The organism is Brevundimonas sp. Leaf363 (genome assembly GCF_001424025.1).
GTDB lineage: Bacteria > Pseudomonadota > Alphaproteobacteria > Caulobacterales > Caulobacteraceae > Brevundimonas.
On the sequence record NZ_LMPZ01000002.1, the window covers coordinates 1338849 to 1355104 of the forward strand.

The 16256-nt window shown below is 68.8% G+C and carries 15 protein-coding genes; 5 read left to right on the plus strand and 10 right to left on the minus strand.

Annotated features, from left to right (window positions below; genetic code table 11):
* The first annotated feature begins 3 nt into the window (after positions 1-3).
* Entirely contained in the window at positions 4-762 is a 759-nt protein-coding gene (gene ygiD, locus ASG17_RS09740) for a 4,5-DOPA dioxygenase extradiol (protein WP_082496172.1), read from the plus strand.
* Here ygiD and purN read toward each other — a convergent pair.
* Entirely contained in the window at positions 759-1337 is a 579-nt protein-coding gene (purN, locus tag ASG17_RS09745; RefSeq protein ID WP_056102385.1) for a phosphoribosylglycinamide formyltransferase, read from the minus strand. The two genes, ygiD and purN, sit on opposite strands and share 4 nt — an antisense overlap.
* Positions 1334-2359, minus strand: a complete 1026-nt coding sequence (purM, locus tag ASG17_RS09750; protein ID WP_056102388.1) for a phosphoribosylformylglycinamidine cyclo-ligase — start codon at positions 2357-2359, stop codon at positions 1334-1336. The genes purN and purM overlap by 4 nt, the downstream gene beginning before the upstream one ends.
* A gap of 80 nt (positions 2360-2439) precedes the next feature.
* On the opposite strand from purM, the gene rnd reads away from it, so the two are divergent.
* On the plus strand, positions 2440-3591 hold the full coding sequence (rnd, locus tag ASG17_RS09755) for a ribonuclease D (RefSeq protein WP_056102391.1): 1152 nt from the start codon (positions 2440-2442) through the stop codon (positions 3589-3591).
* A 4-nt stretch (positions 3592-3595) separates the two neighbouring features.
* Here the strand turns inward: rnd and ASG17_RS09760 are convergent, their stop codons facing one another.
* From ASG17_RS09760 to ASG17_RS09775, 4 genes are read right to left on the minus strand one after another with little or no spacing between them, the layout of a single operon-like run.
* Positions 3596-3958 carry a VOC family protein gene (locus ASG17_RS09760; protein WP_056103396.1) on the minus strand — a complete coding sequence of 121 codons (363 nt, stop codon included), beginning with the start codon at positions 3956-3958 and terminating at the stop codon, positions 3596-3598.
* 51 nt (positions 3959-4009) lie between these two features.
* Complete coding sequence (locus ASG17_RS09765; RefSeq protein ID WP_056102393.1) at positions 4010-5497, minus strand: Ppx/GppA phosphatase family protein; 1488 nt, start codon at positions 5495-5497, stop codon at positions 4010-4012.
* Complete coding sequence (locus ASG17_RS09770) at positions 5494-7731, minus strand: RNA degradosome polyphosphate kinase (RefSeq protein WP_056102397.1); 2238 nt, start codon at positions 7729-7731, stop codon at positions 5494-5496. Before ASG17_RS09770 ends, ASG17_RS09765 begins: the two co-directional genes overlap by 4 nt.
* A 41-nt stretch (positions 7732-7772) precedes the next feature.
* Positions 7773-8426 (minus strand): DnaA ATPase domain-containing protein, encoded by a 654-nt coding sequence (locus ASG17_RS09775; protein ID WP_056102399.1) that lies wholly within the window; start codon positions 8424-8426, stop codon positions 7773-7775.
* A 151-nt stretch (positions 8427-8577) separates the two neighbouring features.
* On the opposite strand from ASG17_RS09775, the gene ASG17_RS09780 reads away from it, so the two are divergent.
* The 3 genes from ASG17_RS09780 (at position 8578) to aspS (ending at position 11368) form a co-directional block, all read left to right on the plus strand.
* The gene (locus tag ASG17_RS09780; RefSeq protein ID WP_056102401.1) at positions 8578-9144 is read left to right on the plus strand and encodes a hypothetical protein; all 567 of its coding nucleotides are present in this window, start codon (positions 8578-8580) and stop codon (positions 9142-9144) included.
* A complete protein-coding gene (locus tag ASG17_RS09785) occupies positions 9141-9440 on the plus strand; it encodes a transcriptional regulator (protein ID WP_162238784.1) in 300 nt (99 codons plus the stop codon). Before ASG17_RS09780 ends, ASG17_RS09785 begins: the two co-directional genes overlap by 4 nt.
* Positions 9441-9535: 95 nt before the next feature.
* Positions 9536-11368 (plus strand): aspartate--tRNA ligase, encoded by a 1833-nt coding sequence (gene aspS / locus ASG17_RS09790; protein WP_056102406.1) that lies wholly within the window; start codon positions 9536-9538, stop codon positions 11366-11368.
* A 153-nt stretch (positions 11369-11521) separates the two neighbouring features.
* Here aspS and ASG17_RS09795 read toward each other — a convergent pair whose 3' ends face one another.
* From ASG17_RS09795 to ASG17_RS15695, 4 genes are all read right to left on the minus strand, one after another.
* On the minus strand, positions 11522-12424 hold the full coding sequence (locus ASG17_RS09795) for a pentapeptide repeat-containing protein (protein WP_056102409.1): 903 nt from the start codon (positions 12422-12424) through the stop codon (positions 11522-11524).
* A gap of 62 nt (positions 12425-12486) precedes the next feature.
* Complete coding sequence (locus tag ASG17_RS09800; RefSeq protein ID WP_082496174.1) at positions 12487-12984, minus strand: pentapeptide repeat-containing protein; 498 nt, start codon at positions 12982-12984, stop codon at positions 12487-12489.
* A 178-nt stretch (positions 12985-13162) separates the two neighbouring features.
* On the minus strand, positions 13163-13660 hold the full coding sequence (locus ASG17_RS09805; RefSeq protein ID WP_056102412.1) for a hypothetical protein: 498 nt from the start codon (positions 13658-13660) through the stop codon (positions 13163-13165).
* Positions 13661-16129, minus strand: coding sequence for a hypothetical protein (locus ASG17_RS15695; RefSeq protein ID WP_056102415.1), 2469 nt, complete (start codon positions 16127-16129; stop codon positions 13661-13663).
* Positions 16130-16256: the final 127 nt, after the last annotated feature.

Here is a 16256-nt window from a genome sequence, read left to right on the forward strand (position 1 = left end):
GCCATGTCCGCCCAGCCGGCGCTCTTCTTCGGTCACGGCTCGCCGTTGAACGCCCTGGGCGGGCCCTTCGCCGAGGCCTGGGCCGAGGTCGGCCGCGCGGTCGGCAAGCCGCGCGGCGTGGTCATGGTCTCCGCTCACTGGGAGACCAACGGCCTGGGCGTGACGGCGCAACCGCAGCCGGAGACCATCCACGACTTCGGCGCCTTCGGCCCGGAGCTGCATGCCATGCAGTATCCGGCGCCGGGCTCGCCCGAGCTGGCGCGGCGCGTGTCGGAACTGACAGGCGCAATCCAGACCGACGCCTGGGGTCTGGACCACGGCACGTGGTCGGTGCTGGCCCACGTCTGGCCCGAAGCAGACGTGCCGGTCGTCCAGCTGTCGCTGGACCGCCGCCTCGACGCCGCCGGCCATCTGGCGCTGGCCAGGAAGCTCCAGCCCCTGCGCGACGAGGGGATCATCATCGCCGGCTCCGGCGACTTCGTGCACAACCTTCGCACCTGGAAGCGGGCGGGCGGCGAAGCTTACGATTGGGCCATCCGCTTCAACGACGCCGTCAAGGCGGCCCTGGTGCGCGGCGACAATCAGGCCCTGGTCGACTGGGTCGATCTGGCCGAGGACGCCCAGCTCAGCGTCCCGACCGACGAACACTATCTGCCGCTGCTCTACGTCGCCGCCCAGCGCCGGGAAGGCGATCCCGTCGCTTTCTTCAACGACAGCATCGAGGGCGGCTCCATCTCGATGACCGGCGTGCGGATCGGCTAGGCCAGCGTCCGGCAGAAGTCGGCCAGCGCCTGCGGATAGAGCATGTGCTCCGCCGCCAGCACCCGTTGCGACAGACCCTCGGGCGTGTCGCCGGCGACCACCGGCACGCGGGCCTGACCCAGGATCGGCCCCTCGTCGACGCCTTCGGTGACCAGATGCACCGTGCAGCCCGCCTCGGCGTCGCCCGCCGCCAGCGCCCGCACATGGGTGTCCAGGCCGGGGTGTAGGGGCAGCAGGCTGGGGTGGATGTTGATCATCCGGCCTTCCCAACGCCGAACCAGCCAAGGCGTCAGCAGCCGCATATAGCCGGCCAGCGCCACCACCTCGACGCCCGCCTCGGTCAGGACGGCGTCCAGCGCCCGCTCATGCGCCTCGCGATCCTTGCCGAAGGGGCGATGATCGACTGCCACGGCCTCGACGCCCGCCGCTCGCGCTAGGGCGAGACCGCCCGCGTCCGGCTTGTTGGACAGCACCAGGACCACCTCGAACGGCGCATCCGCCACTCGACCGGCCTCGATCAGCGCCGCCATGTTCGATCCGGCCCCTGAGATCAGGACCGCGACACGCCGTGTCACGCCGCCTCCAGCTGCCCGCAGACGAAGGCCGGCTCGCCCGCGTTCAGCAGGCCCTCAAGCACCGCTTCGACGTTCTCGGGCGCGACGATCAGGATGAAGCCGACGCCGCAGTTGAAGGTGCGGCGCATCTCGTGGTCGCTGATCCCGCCGGTCTCGGCCAGCCACTGGAAGATGCGGGGCAGAGGCCAGCTGTCCCAGTCGAAGGTCGCCTTCAGCCCTTCGGCCACACAGCGCGGCGGGTTTTCGATCAGGCCGCCGCCGGTGATGTGGGCCGCCCCCTTGATCAGGCCCGACTTCATCAACGGCAGAACCGGCTTCACATAGATTCGCGTCGGCTCCATCAGCGCCTGGGCCAGCGAGCGGTCCTTGGCGAACGGCGCGTCGGCGGCCCAGCCCAGGCCGGACGCCTCCACCACCTTGCGGATCAGCGAATAGCCGTTCGAGTGCGGGCCCGAAGACGCCAGACCGATGACGACGTCGCCGGCCGCCTGCGCGTCCAGGTCCGGCAACGCCTTGCCGCGCTCCAGCGCGCCCAGCGAGAAGCCGGCCAGATCGTAGTCGCCGCCCGAATACATGCCCGGCATCTCGGCCGTTTCGCCGCCGACCAGGGCGCAACCGGCCCGGCGACAGCCCTCGGCGATGCCCGTCACGACACGCCGCGCGGCGTCCACGTCAAGCTTCCCGGTGGCGTAATAGTCCAGGAACAACAGAGGCTCCGCGCCCTGCGCCAGCAGGTCGTTGACGCACATGGCGACTAGATCGATCCCCACCTCGTCGTGCCGTCCCGTCTCGATGGCGATCTTCAGCTTGGTGCCTACGCCGTCGGTCGTGGCGACGATCAGCGGGTCCTCGAAGCCGGCCGCTTTCAGGTCGAACAAAGCGCCGAAGCCGCCCAGGGACGCCTCCGCGCCCGGCCGACGCGTGGATTTGGCCAGAGGCTTGATCGCGTCGACCAGGCGTTCGCCCGCATCGATATCGACGCCGGCGTCGGCATAGGTCAGGCCGTTGGGCTGGTCCGTCATGGGGCGGGGCCTTGTTTCAGTGAACGAAAGTCAGTCGCGGCTCTTGCCACGCAGGGAGTCGGGCGCGCTATAGCATCCCAATGACGCCGATCACCACAAACGAGGCGCTGCAGGCTTTCTGCGCGGATGTCGCCTCTGCCCCGTTCATCGCCGTGGACACCGAGTTCATGCGCGAGACGACCTATTGGCCCAAGCTGTGCCTGATCCAGGCGGCGACGCCGGAACACGCCGCGATCATCGATCCGCTGGCGGATGGACTGGATCTGGAGCCCTTCCTAGCCATCCTGCGCGATCCGGCGGTGGTCAAGGTGTTCCATGCCTGCCGCCAGGACACCGAGATCTTCGTCAAGCTGGGCTCGATGCCCGAGCCGATCTTCGACACTCAGGTCGCCGCCATGGCCGCCGGCTTCGGCGACCAGGTCAGTTATGATTCGCTGGTTCGCCAGATGCTGCGCATCGAGCTGGACAAGGGCAGCCGCTTTACCGACTGGTCACGCCGGCCGCTGTCGGACAGCCAACTGGTCTATGCGCTGGGCGACGTGACCCACCTGGCGGCGCTGTATCCCAAGCTGCGCGAGCGGTTGCAGCGCGAGGGACGGCTGGATTGGGTCATGGCCGAGATGGCCGACCTGTCCGACCCGGCCCTCTATGACACCAACCCCGAGAACGCCTGGAAGCGGCTGAAGCCCAAGAAGTACGCCGCCAAATATCTGGCCGCCTTCGTCGCTGCCGCCGTTTGGCGCGAGCGGGCGGCGCAGGAACGGGACCAGCCGCGCGGCCGCATTCTCAAGGACGAGGCGATCGACGAGATCGCCCAGCAGGCGCCGACCGACCCCGAGGCCTTCAATCGCCTGCGCTCGGCGCCCAAGGGCTTCGGCGCCTCGCGGCTGGGTCTGGAACTGACGGCCGAGCTGAAACGCGTCCTGGCCGACCCGGAGGCCCACGCGCCCAAACTGGCCCGCCCGGCCCACAACCAGCCGGCGCCGCCGTCGGTGGTGGAACTGCTGAAGGTGTTGCTGAAGGCCAAGAGCGACAACGCCGGCGTGGCGTCCAAGCTGATCGCGACCGTCGCCGATCTGGAAAAGATCGCCATCGACGACGAAGCCGACGTCGAAGCCATGCACGGCTGGCGCCGCAAGCTGTTCGGCGACGACGCGCTGAAGCTCAAGAAGGGCGAGATCGCCCTGGTGCTGAACGGCTCGCGCGTCGAGGTGGTCGAGATCGAGGGCTAGGCGGCTACTCGGCCGGCGGCTGCCACAGCTCGATCGGATTACCTTCGGGATCGTGAATGCGGGCGAAGCGGCCGACTTCGGGCGAGGCGTCCCATTCGGGCTTGGTGATGATGTCGATGCCGGCGGTGCGCAGGCTGGCCAGCATGCCGTCCAGGTCGTCGACCCGCAGATTCAGCATCCACTGCTTGCCGGCGGCGAAGTAATCGGTGTCGGCCTTGAAGGGCGAGAAGACGGTCGGCCCGGCCTGCTGGGGCCAGACGAACACCCCCGGCGGGGCGCCGACCCCCAGATGCTCCAGATACCAGGCAGCCAAGGCCTCGGGATCCTGTGAGCGAAAGAAGAAGCCGCCGATGCCCGTAACCGCCATGATCGCCTCCGATGGGAAGGGGGCGACCGTGGCCTCGACCACGACGACTGTCTAGAGGGCCAGCGACAGGTCCATCGCCTCGGCCAGGGCCTTGGCCCGACGCCGCGTCTGTTCGCCCAGCAGGACGTCGGCGAAGCCCTCGGCCGCCGTCAGCTTCAGTTCGCCGCCCTCGACCCGCGCTCTCGCATTGGCCAGCAGGTTCGGCGACCGCCCCGACAGGTCGCAGGCCAGCCGGATGGCGAGCCCCAGGACCCGCGCCCGCCGCCGCGCCGGCTCGTCCAGCAGCCGCTCGATCGTCGCCGGTTCCGGCGTCGCCGCCGGACCGCCGTAGCGGGCGTTGATCGCGGCGGCCAGGAAGCATCGCTCGGCGTGGGTCTGACCCGGAATGGGCGCGCGCAGAACCTGGTCGAAGGTCAGTTCGACCCGGTGGTCGGGGTGCAGCCGAGCGCCCAGGTCAGCCAGATTGCAGGCCGCAGCCGCCAGCTGGGCGTCTCGCACCTCGCTGAAGATCGGCTCCAGCGGCCGGATCAGGCCGTCTATCCAGCCCTGCAGAGCACCGGGCAGGGCCGGCGAGACGCCCTGGCGCGCGCCCAGAGCCGCACAGCCGGACAGCAGCGGATCGCCGCCGTCCACGCGGTCGCTGAGCCAGTCGTACAGCAGCCCCTCGCGCACGCCCCAGGCCGAGAACTCGATTTCCTCCAGCCCCAGATTATCGATCAGGCTGTCCAGCACCACGGCGGCGAACGGCAGGGTCTCGGCGCGCTTTCGGCTGACGCCCGGCATGGCGTCCAGCGATGCCTTGGACTGCCGCGCCAGGAAGCGAGCCGCTTCGCGCGCCTCGCGCGCCGGGATGGCGTACTGGTGCACCACCTTCAGCGGATAGGCGCCCATGGCCATGTGAACCTGGGCCAGGTTGCGCCAGGCGCCGCCGACGGCGTAGAGGCGCTTCGTCTTGAAATCGCCCGCCACGCGGCCCAGACGGCGATCCGCCTGTTCGCGCACCTTGCGGACGTCGAAGCCCTTCGAGCCAAATGAGAAGGCGCCGAGCGACAGCGTCACGCCCTTGCCGACTTGGCCCTTGTCGATGCGGGTCAGTTCCAGGCTGGCGCCGCCCATGTCGGCGCTGACGCCGTCCGCGCCTGGCGCGCCGCTGGCGACCCCCATGGCGGCGTAATGGGCCTCGTCCTCGCCCGACAGAACGCGAATGAACAGCCCGGTCTCGGCGGCCACGCGCTCGCAGAACTCCTGTCCGTCCTCGGCTTCCCGCACGGCGGCGGTGGCGGCGACCAGGGTGTGCTCGGGCCGCACGCCCTCCAGGACGGCCGCAAAGCGACGCAGGGCCTTCATCGACGCCACGACACCGTCGGGCGACAGTCGTCCGGTGGCCGACAGATCCCGGCCCAGCCCCGCCAGAACCTTTTCGTTATAGAGCGGCCAGACCGCCCGCCCTTCCAGCCGATAGAGCACCAGGCGAACGGAGTTCGAGCCGATGTCGATGACGGCGACGTCACGCGCCGCCAAGGCTGTGGCGGGGCTCAACGCTTGGGTCGTTCGTAGCGGAGCGCGCCCGGCAGGGTCTTCACCTTGCGGCCACGCCCGGAGAGGCTGGGGTTGGTCATGAAATACTGGTGCGCCGAGAAGGGGCGTTCCGGATCGGCCGGGCTGAGGCGGTGATAGGCGCCGTCGGGGTCCAGCGTCCAGCTTTGCGCGTCGTCCTTCAGATTGGCGACCATGATCTGGTCCAGAATCTGGTCGTGGACGGTGGCGTTGCGGATCGGCGCCATGACCTCGACCCGCCGCTCCATATTGCGCGTCATCCAGTCGGCCGACGAGATGTAGAGGTGCGCCTTGTCGCTGGGCAGGTTGTGGCCGTTGGCGAAGCAGATGATGCGGCTGTGTTCCAGGAAGCGGCCGACCACCGACTTGACCCGGATGTTCTCCGACAAGCCCGGCACCCCGGGACGCAGGCAGCAGATGCCGCGGATCACCAGCTCGATCCGCACGCCCCACTGACTGGCGCGGTACAGGGCGTCGATCAGCTCGGGATCCAGCAGGGCGTTCAGCTTCACCCAGATGGCCGCCGGCCGGCCCTTGGCCGCCGCCGACATCTCCTTGCCGATCATCTCGATCAGCCGCGCCTTCATGTTCAGAGGCGAGACGACCAGCGCCTCCAGATCGTCCGGCACGGCATAGCCGGTGATGTAGTTGAACACCCGCCCCGCATCGCGCGCCATGACCGGATCGCACGAGAACAGACTGAGGTCTGTGTAAACCTTGGCCGTCACGGGGTGATAGTTGCCGGTGCCGAAGTGGCAATAGGTCCGCAGGCCGTCGCCCTCGCGCCGCACGACCACGCTCAGCTTGGCGTGGGTCTTGTACTCCACGAAGCCGAAGACGACGTGGACGCCCGCGCGCTCCATCGCCCGGGCCCAGCGCAGGTTGGCCTCTTCATCGAACCGCGCCTTCAACTCGACCAGAGCGGTGACGTTCTTGCCGTTCTCCGCCGCCTCGATCAGAGCCGCGACGATAGGGCTGTCCTTGGAGGTGCGGTACAGCGTCTGCTTGATCGCCAGCACGTTCGTGTCGCGCGCGGCCTGGCGCAGGAACTGGACCACCACGTCGAAGCTCTCGAACGGGTGGTGGATCAGCATGTCCTTTTCGCGGATGGCCGCGAAGACGTCCCCGGAGTGGTCGCGCACCCGCTCGGGGTATCGCGGCTCATAGGCCGGGAACTTCAGCTCGGGCCGATCGGACGGAATCAGCTCGGACAACTGCGCAAGGCCCAGCATGCCTTGCACGATGACCACGTCCTGCGGCGCGGCCTCGAGCTCGCCGACGATGAAGTTGCGCAAGTCTTCGGGCATGGAGCCCTCGATCTTGATGCGTACTACCTCGCCCAGGCGGCGCTGCTTCAGCGCTTCCTCGAACTCGAGCACCAGATCCTCGGCCTCTTCCTCGATCTCGATGTCCGAATCGCGGATCAGGCGCAGCACGCCGCGCTCCAGAACCTCGCAGCCGGGGAACAGGTGGTCGATGAAGAGGATCAGCAGGCTTTCCAGCGTCACGAACCGCCGCTTGTTCTTGGAGCGACGGTCGGCCGGCAACTCCCAGAATCGCCGCACCTGCGTCGGGACGGGGACCAGGGCGTGGAAGGTGCGCCCATCCGCCCGCCGCAGCTTAAGCGCCAGCGAGAAGCCCAGGTTCGGCAGGAAGGGGAAGGGGTGCGCCGGGTCGATGGCCAGCGGCGTCAAGACGGCGAACAACTGGTCCAGAAACTCCGGCTCCAGCTTGTCTCGGTCGGCCTTGGTGATCTTGGCCGAGTGGATGACCTCCAGTCCCGCCTCGGTCAGCTCCTTGCGCAGTTGGCCCCACCGCGCCTGCTGTTCCGCCATCAGCTCGTTGGCGGCGACGTTGATCATTTCCAGCGATTCGGTCGGCGTCAGGCCGTCGGCCGACAGCGTCCGCACCTTCTCGCGCACCTGACCCTTCAGACCCGCCACGCGGGTCATGAAGAACTCATCCAGGTTGTTGGCCGAGATCGACAGGAAACGCAGGCGCTCCAGCAGAGGGTGGGCCGGGTTGGCGGCCTCCTCCAGCACCCGCACATTGAACTTCAGCCACGACAGCTCGCGATTGAAGAACCGCTGCGGCGACGCCATCAGCGCTTCGTCCAGATGCAGCTGCGGCGCGTGCGAGGGCGGAACCGATTCGCCGCGCGTCGACTCCGTCAGGGCCTTGTCTGTCGTCGGCGGCGGGGTCAGCGTGTCGCTCATGGTTCGTTTGTGGGCACGAAACGCGACAGTCGCAACCGCGATCAACCCTCCAGCACGACCCGCGCCGCCGCGCGCGTGATCGGACGGTGCAGAGCGTCCAGCCGTTCGACCACGCCCTGCGCCGCCGCCCAGGATCGGTCGATCCGCCGGACGAGATAATCGATCACATCCTCGGGCGGGACTATGCTGCGCTCCGAGAAGGCGCGGCGCAGCATGGCGGCCAGCAGCATATCGTCGGGCGTCTCCACGACCAGCAGCGGCAGGGCGTCCAGCCGCGAACGCAGATCGGGCAGGGCGGCCGGCCAGTCGCGCGGCGCGCGGCGCGAGACCAGCAGCAGCGCCCCACCCGCCATCGCCAGATTGATCAGATGGAACAGGCTCTCGTCGTCCGCGTCCTGCGCCCGGTCCAGCACGATGTTCGCGCCTTCCAGATCCAGCGGATCGACAACGGCGGCCTCCGATCCATGCAGGATCACCGCGCCGCGCTTTTCCGCCCAGCGGCCCGCGACCGTGCTCTTGCCCGACCCTTCGGGGCCGCATAGCGCCATGACCGGCCCCGCCACCGCATTGGGCCACGCGTCCAGCCCGGTGACGGCCGCGCGGTTGCTGTCGGACAGGACGAAGTCGAGCTCGGTCTCGACCCCATCGCGTCGCAGCGGCAGGCGCATCTGATGGGTGGCGTCGGAAGGGCGCATCGGACCGGGCTTGTAGCAGGTTCCCGCCCGCCGCGCCGCTGGCCCTGTGGACGGCGATGCATCCATCGTGGAGGACGCATCAGAGAACTCTGCTTGACAGAGTATGCGGCGCCGTGCTCTGTGGTTCAGAGCACTCTATTGGAGATCGACTATGAACATCACTCGCGACGAGGCGGCCGCGGCCCTCTCCGACATCGACGCCACCACCGGCCGCCTGAGCCAGCAACGCAGCTATCACATCAGCGGCCCGATCCTGATGCTGTGGGGTGTGGTCTGGCTGGTCTGTTACAGCGCCATGGGCCTTCTGCCGCCCGAGCAATGGGGCTGGACCTGGCTGATCGGCGACGCCGTCGGCATCGTCGGCACCATCATGTTGTCGTCCAAGGCGTGTGCCCCAGGGCAGGGCGTGGCCGGCCGCGGCATGGGCTGGCGCTCCCTGCTGGCGGGCCTGGCCATCGCGGCCTTCATAGGCGGGACCCTGTCAATCTTCGGTGTGCAGGATCCGAACGCCTTCATGACCTTCCCTGGCATCGTCTGCGGGGCCGTCTACTTCATCATCGGCCTGCTGCACCGGCCGCGCTTCCTGGTGATCGGTACGGCAATGTTCGCGGCCAGCCTGGTCGGCTTCTTCGGCTTCCCGGACATCCTGCCGTTCTGGATGGCGGGCGTCGGCGGGCTGGGGCTGATCATCGGCGGCCTGTGGATGCGGAGCGCGTGATGGGCCCTGACGACATCATCCATCAGCCGTTGCGCCTGAAGATCATGGCGGCCCTGTGGGCCGAACGGGAGCGCGGGCCGGTCGACTTCCCCCGCCTCAAGTCCATCTCCGGCGCAACCGACGGCAATCTCGGCAGCCACCTGACCACGCTTGAAAAGGCCGACTACGTCTCGATCGAGAAGGACTTCGTCGGCAAGCGTCCGCGCACCCGCGCCTCGCTGACCCCCACGGGCGCCAAGGCCTTCCGTGGCCACGTCGCCTACCTGCGGGCCGTGGTCGAGGGGGTGGAGGACTAAGCAGGCGATCGGCGCGCCAACCTTGACTTTCGAGCGGGTTGGTGCGCCCTTCCGGCCTCCAAAATTCCCCACAATCAGACCGCCGCAGACCGCCCATGCACGCCTATCGTTCCCATACCTGCGGCGCACTGCGCGCCACCGACGCCGGCCAGTCGGTCCGCCTGTCGGGCTGGGTCCACCGCAAGCGCGATCTGGGCGGCCTGCTGTTCGTCGACCTGCGCGATCACTACGGCATCACCCAGCTGGTGCTGCACCCCTCGACGCCGGGCTTCGAGATCGTCGAGCGCCTGCGCGCCGAGAGCGTCATCAAGATCGACGGCGAAGCGGTCATGCGCGACGCATCCACCGTCAACGCCCTGCTGCCGACCGGCGAGGTCGAGGTTCGCGTCGCGGGTCTGGAAGTCCTGTCAGAAGCCGCCGAACTGCCGATGCCCGTCTTCGGCGATCAGGAATACCCTGAGGAAATCCGCCTTCAGAACCGCTTCCTCGACCTTCGTCGCGAGCGTCTGCACAAGAACATCGTCCTGCGCTCCAAGGTGATCTCCTCGATCCGCCGCCGCATGGTCGACCAGGGCTTCCTGGAATACCAGACCCCCATTCTGACCGCCTCGTCGCCGGAAGGCGCCCGCGACTTCCTGGTGCCGTCGCGCATGCATCCGGGCAAGTTCTATGCGCTGCCGCAGGCCCCGCAGCAGTTCAAGCAGCTGCTGATGGTCTCGGGCTTCGACCGCTACTTCCAGATCGCCCCGTGCTTCCGCGACGAGGACCTACGCGCCGACCGTTCGCTGGAGTTCTACCAGCTCGACGTCGAGATGAGCTTCGTTACGCAAGAGGATGTTTTCGCGGCGATCGAGCCGGTCATGCATGGCGTGTTCGAGGAGTTCTCGAACGGCCTGCCGGTCTCGCCGATCGACGGCAAGCACACCTTTACAAACGATTTTGGCGAGGCCTTCGAGCACGCCGGTTTCGAGCGCCTGACCTTCGCCCAGTCGATGGCCTGGTACGGCACCGACAAGCCGGACACCCGCAACCCGATCAAGATGCAGGTCGTCTCCGATCACTTCCGCGACGGCGGCTTCGGCCTGTTCGCCAAGATCCTGGGCGCCGATGAGAAGAACGCCGTCTGGGCCATCCCGGCGCCGACCGGCGGCTCGCGCGCCTTCTGCGACCGTATGAACTCGTGGGCCCAGGGCGAAGGCCAGCCGGGCCTCGGCTACATCTTCTGGTCGGACGACCAGGGGGCCTGGGGCGGCCCCATCGCCAAGAACCTGGGTCAGGAGCCGACCGAGGCCCTGATGGCCTCGCTGGGTCTCGGTAAGGGCGACGCCGCCTTCTTCACCGCCGGTCTGCCGTCGGCCTTCGCCAAGTTCGCCGGTCTGGCCCGCACGCGCGTCGGGACCGAGCTGAAGCTGATCGACGAGAACCAGTTCAAATTCTGCTGGATCGTCGACTTCCCGATGTTCGAATGGTCCGAGGAAGAGAAGAAGGTCGACTTCTCGCACAACCCGTTCTCGATGCCGCAGGGTGGTCTGGAGGCGCTGGAGACGCAGGACCCGCTGACCATCCGCGCCTATCAGTACGACATCTGCTGCAACGGCTATGAGCTGTGCTCGGGCGCGATCCGGAACCACAAGGCCGAGATCATGCTGAAGGCCTTCAACATCGCCGGCTATGACAGTTCGGTGGTCGAGGAGCAGTTCGGCGGCATGCTGAACGCCTTCCGCTATGGCGCCCCGCCGCACGGCGGTCTGGCCCCCGGCATCGACCGCATCGTCATGCTGCTGGCCGGCGAGACCGCCATCCGCGAGGTCATCGCTTTCCCGCTGAACCAGCAGGGCGAGGATCTTCTGATGAACGCCCCGACCGAGGCGCAGGAGCGTCAGCTGAAGGACGTCCACATCCGCACGGCCCTGCCGCTCAAGGGCTGAGGCGCACCCGCCGCCGACGTCGTCGGGCTTGATCCCAGGATCAGGTTGTCCGGCGCCGCATAGACGCAGGCAGATAGGCTGCCCGTTGAGCCATCCAGCCGTCAGCGCATGACCCTCGGATCAAGTCCGAGGGTACGGTGGGTACTGGGCCCCTCAGTCCGAGGCCACCACCAGATTTCGGCGCGGCGGCACGGGCGGGACCGGTGGGATCGGCGCCGCCGGCGCGGCGCGCACGATGCGGGATCCCCCGCGGCAGGTCTGAGCCGTCAACCGGCTTGGCAGCCGCGTCGAGCCGTCACCGCACGCCTGATTGATCTGGCTTTGGGTCAGGCCGCGAGCATCCGACAAGTCCGCGCCGCGAATGTCCGTGCGGCGCAGAGAGGCGTCGGTGAAATCCGCCCGCGCGAAGCGGCCGCCGGTCAGTCGCGCGCTGTCCAGTTCGGCGTCGCGGAAGCTGGCCCCCGAGAAGTCGCCGTTCGACAGGTTCGAGGCGGTGATCTGCGCGCTGCTGAAATTCGCGCCCGTGGCGCGAACGTTGGCGAGCGTCGCGCCAAACAGCTCCGTTCCCGAGAGATTTGCCCCGGTCAGCTGGGCGGCGTTGAAGTTCACGCCATGAAGCTCGGCGCCCGACAGGTCCGACCGGCTCAGATTGGCGCGCACGAAGGTGGCGCCGACGGCCTCGGCGCCGGCGGCGCGGGCGCCTTCGAAATTGGCCGAGGTGAAGTTGGCGCCCAGGATCTCGACGCCGTGCAGATTGGCGCGGCTGAAGTCGGCCCCGGTGAAGTTGGAGCCCATCATCTCCACGCCGCGCAGGTCGGAGCCGACGAAGGTCGCGTTGACGAAGCTGGCGCCGGTGAAGCTGGCGCCGGTCAGATTGCGGCCGGACAGTTCGCAGCTGTTGCACGAGCCGCCCAGCGAAACGACGCGAGCCACGTCCCGATCCTGCGGAGCGGACGCCAGGACCGGCGTGGCCGCCATCAATGCTCCGACAGCCAGCAGGGCCGGGGTCAGAGCCTGCGTCAGGCGACGGGGGAGGGCGCGAACGGTCTGTGTCACGCAGTCTTCATGACCCGTGGCGAAACGAAACCCTACTTAAATCGCGGTAACTTGCGGGGCGCTCAGCAGGCGGGAATGCGAAGGCCCCGCGGCAGGGTCGTGGCCTCGTCGCCGCACGCGCGGCTGAGCTGCGACTGGGTCAGGCCGCTGGCCCGCGCCAGCTGCGCCCCCGAGAAGTTGGTCCCGGAAAGCTTGGCTCCGGCGAAGCTGGAGCCCTCCAGATAGGCCCCAACGAAGCTGGCGTTGGTCAGGTCCGCGCCGGCGAAGTTGGAACTGGAGAACACCGCCCCATAGGCCTCGACGTCGCGCATATCCGTGTTGCTGAACCGCGTGCGATTCATGACGCTGAGGCTCAGGTCCGCCTGTCGCAGCCGCGACCCCGACAGGTTCAATCCCCGGGCCTCCAGCCCGCCAAAGTCGCCCTGGAACAGGTTGCAGCCGGAGCAGCTGTGGCCACTGCGCACGCTGGCGATCTGGCCGGCGTTCTGGGCATGAGCGGGCAGGGCGACCGCCATGAAGGCGGCGGCCATGACGGCGGTGGACTGGATCAGGCGTTTCATCACGGTTCGGCTCCGAAGCGGCGCATTCGGCGCAGCAATCTTCGGGCCAGCGTAGCGACACCCTCTTACGATTTCGTCTTCGGGACGATCCGTGCCGCTCGGTCTGCTTATAAGCGTCGCCCGGGGCCGGGAGCGGGACCGCTCAAGCGTGGCTCGAGGGGCTTAGCCTCCGCGGCGACTACTCGCTCGTCGCCGCCTTCAGTTGACGAACCACCGGCCGCAGGACCCATGCGCCAATGATATAATAGACCAGCAGCAGCGCCGTCCCGATGGTCAGCGCTACCGCTCCGGGCCCGCGCTGATAGGCGGCCAGGGCGCGTGCTGTCAGCCAAATGCTGGTAAAGTAAGCGATCGTCGCGCCGAAAATAGCAGCCCCCGCGATTTCCAGAGCGGTCGTCAAGCTAGCCGCAGCGACCACCGACGCCAGCGGTACCGCCGCATAGACCCAGCTCCAACCGTTCCACGGCGCCATCCCCATCGCTTGACGCGCTAGGGCCCGCAGACCGGTTATCCAAAGCAGCGGCAACGTGAACCCGAGAATCGCCATCGCCGGAATGAGCACGGGCGCGTGCGTTGTCGCCATAGGAGCCATCGCAAGGCTCAGCGCGAAGTAGCCAACCAAGGAGACCAGCAGCCAGATTGGATGCAGAAAGGCGAACCGCTCGATCCAACGCATCTAGCTGCCCTTTCCCGCCATCGACGGCTGCGCGCCGCAGGCGTCGCACACCAGCGCCCCGCCGCGCTGTTGCAGGGTGAAGTCGCCGCAGGCGGGACAGGCGTCGGCTTCGACCACCACCGGCCGGGCCTCCTCGTCGCGCGGGCGTCCGAACGGCAGCACGATTAGATTGTCCGGCGCCGCGCCGCGCGCGAAGCCCTTGGAGATGAAGTGCGACGCCGGCACCAGTTCATCGGCGGCCCCGCGCCCCAGGCCGTCGGCGTCCAGCGGCTCGGCGTCCGCGTTGGCCAGCTCGCGCCGGTCCAGATAGCTGACCCCCAACTCGCGGAAGATGTAGTCCAGGATCGACGTCGCCGAGCCGATCTTGTCGTTGCCCGTGACCCGCCCGGCCGGCTCGAACCGCGTCAGCACGAAGGCGTCCACGAACTCGTCCAGCGGCACGCCGTACTGAAGCCCGATCGAGATCGCGATGGCGAAATTGTTCATCAGGCTGCGGAAGGCGGCGCCTTCCTTGTGCATGTCGATGAAGATCTCGCCCAGCTCGCCGTCGTCGTATTCGCCGGTGTGAATATAGACCTTATGACCGCCCACAGCGGCCTTCTGGATATAGCCCTTGCGGCGGTCGGGCAGCTTGCGGCGGCTGCGCTCGCGTTCGACCACCCGCTCGACGACGCTGGGCTGGGCCGCCGGCGGAGCTGGGACGGGGATCGGCGGCGCGTCGGGAATGTCGAGCCAGCGACCCGACGGCGCGGGCAGGCGGCGCAGGCGCAGACTTCGCCCGCCCTCCAGCGTCGCCAGCAGCACGGCGGCCTCCGCGCGACCGGCGGTCCAAGGCAGGGTGACAGGCCGCAGGTCGGGCAGGGCGCTGGCCTGGCCCAGCCGGGCGCGCAGGCTGTTCTCGTAGGCGGCCGTGTCCGCCAGCAGGTCCCGCAATGCCTCCGGCGCGCCGTCCCACTCGCTCAGGTCGCCATGGCCGAAGACCCAGGTCTGCGCTGTCGCACGAGCGTCTTCCTCGATGCCGAGGGCGGCCAGGATGGACCCGCAGCCGGGCTCCAGTCCCAGCACATCGGCCGCGAAGCCGGCGTCCAGCACAGCGTCGGAGATCGCCTCGTCCAGTGTCTCTACCCGCCCCAGAGCCCCCTCGACGGCCGCCAATTCGACATCGGTGAAGCCCAGCCCCCGCAGCCGCTCTAGGGTGACGCCGGGCGCATCGGCCAGGGTTCGCCGACCGAACAGATGCCGCTCCGCATCGTCCACATCGCCGCCCGCCCGCGCGATGGCGTCGGCCAGCGAGGGGCGCAGACGCCGCGCCACCTCGCCGTCGCCGGTCTCGAAAACATCCACCGCCGTCAGGGGCGAGAGGCCGAGCCTCAGCCGCGCGTCGGCGTCCTCCTCGAACAGGCCGACTCGGCTTTCGCCTGCCGGCCAGCGCAGCACCGCGCCGATCTCCGTCAGGGTCTCGCCCGCCGCCGTCGTCAGCGTGGCGGCCAGCGCTTCCAGCCCGTCGTTGGCCAGCGACCAGTCGCCCAGTCCGCCCAGGCCCAGCGTCACCGCCGGCGCCGTGCGCCCTTCGCCCTCGACCACGACGGCCGTGACCAGCAGGCGCGCCAGATCCCCGATCGCCGGGGCGGCCGGCGACAGTCGCGCTAGCGCGGGCAGACTGATCTTGATCGCCCCGGCCGACAGGGCCGCGACCGCCGCATCCGCCGTTTCGCGGTCGGTGCAGACGATCAGGTCGGCCTCCAGCGCGGCGGCGGCCACGGCGTCCAGATCCTCGCCACAGGCCAAAACCACCGTCGCCGTGGGACGGCCGGCGTCCGCCGTCATCAGCGGCGGCGTCTCGCCCGCTATGGCGCGCAGGATGTCGGCGTCGGACGCCCCGCACCGCCGCGCCTGCGACGCCGCCCGCGCCAGGGCCGGATTGCGCGCCGGGTCCTTGCAGTCGCCCTCGGCGCCGTCGCAGCGTCGCACCGCATCCGCCACGGCGTCCAGCGCGCGCGCCAGCGCCTCGACCGCTTCGGCCGCCCGCGTCGCCGCTGCCTGCTCGGCATGCAGTCGCTCAAGCGCGCTTCGGCCCTCGGTCGCGAGGTCCAGAACCATAGCGGGTCGCGCGGCGGTCAGGACAGGCGCCGCCAGCCCCAGACGCACCGCGCCCGCCAGTTCGGCGGCGAAGACGCTGGCCTCGGCCTTGTCCTCGAAGAGGCCCAGCGCCCGGCCGCGATCCGCCAGCCGCGCCGCCCAGTCGCCGATGCCGCCGTCCAGGCCTTCGCCCGCGTGCAGGGTCGGGCCGCTATCCAGCATCGGGCGATCCTTGGCCCGTGCTGCGTCCCAGTCGCTCCAGGCGTCCAGCATGGCTGTGGTCCAGCCGTCAGGGGCGCTGGTCCAGTCCGCCGTCGCGCCGCGCACGACGACGCGGCGCCCCGGCCGGGCCGAGGCGGCGAGGAAGGCGAATCTGGGCTGAAAGCGCATGGGAACTCCGCGTGGCCGTCCTGCCTGGAAGGCTAACGGCTCGCGGCCCCCCGTTCTAGCACATCTTGCGGCTAACAATGGAGATACCCCCAAGATGTAGCAGGGCGGGACCTCTGCGTCTTCGCTG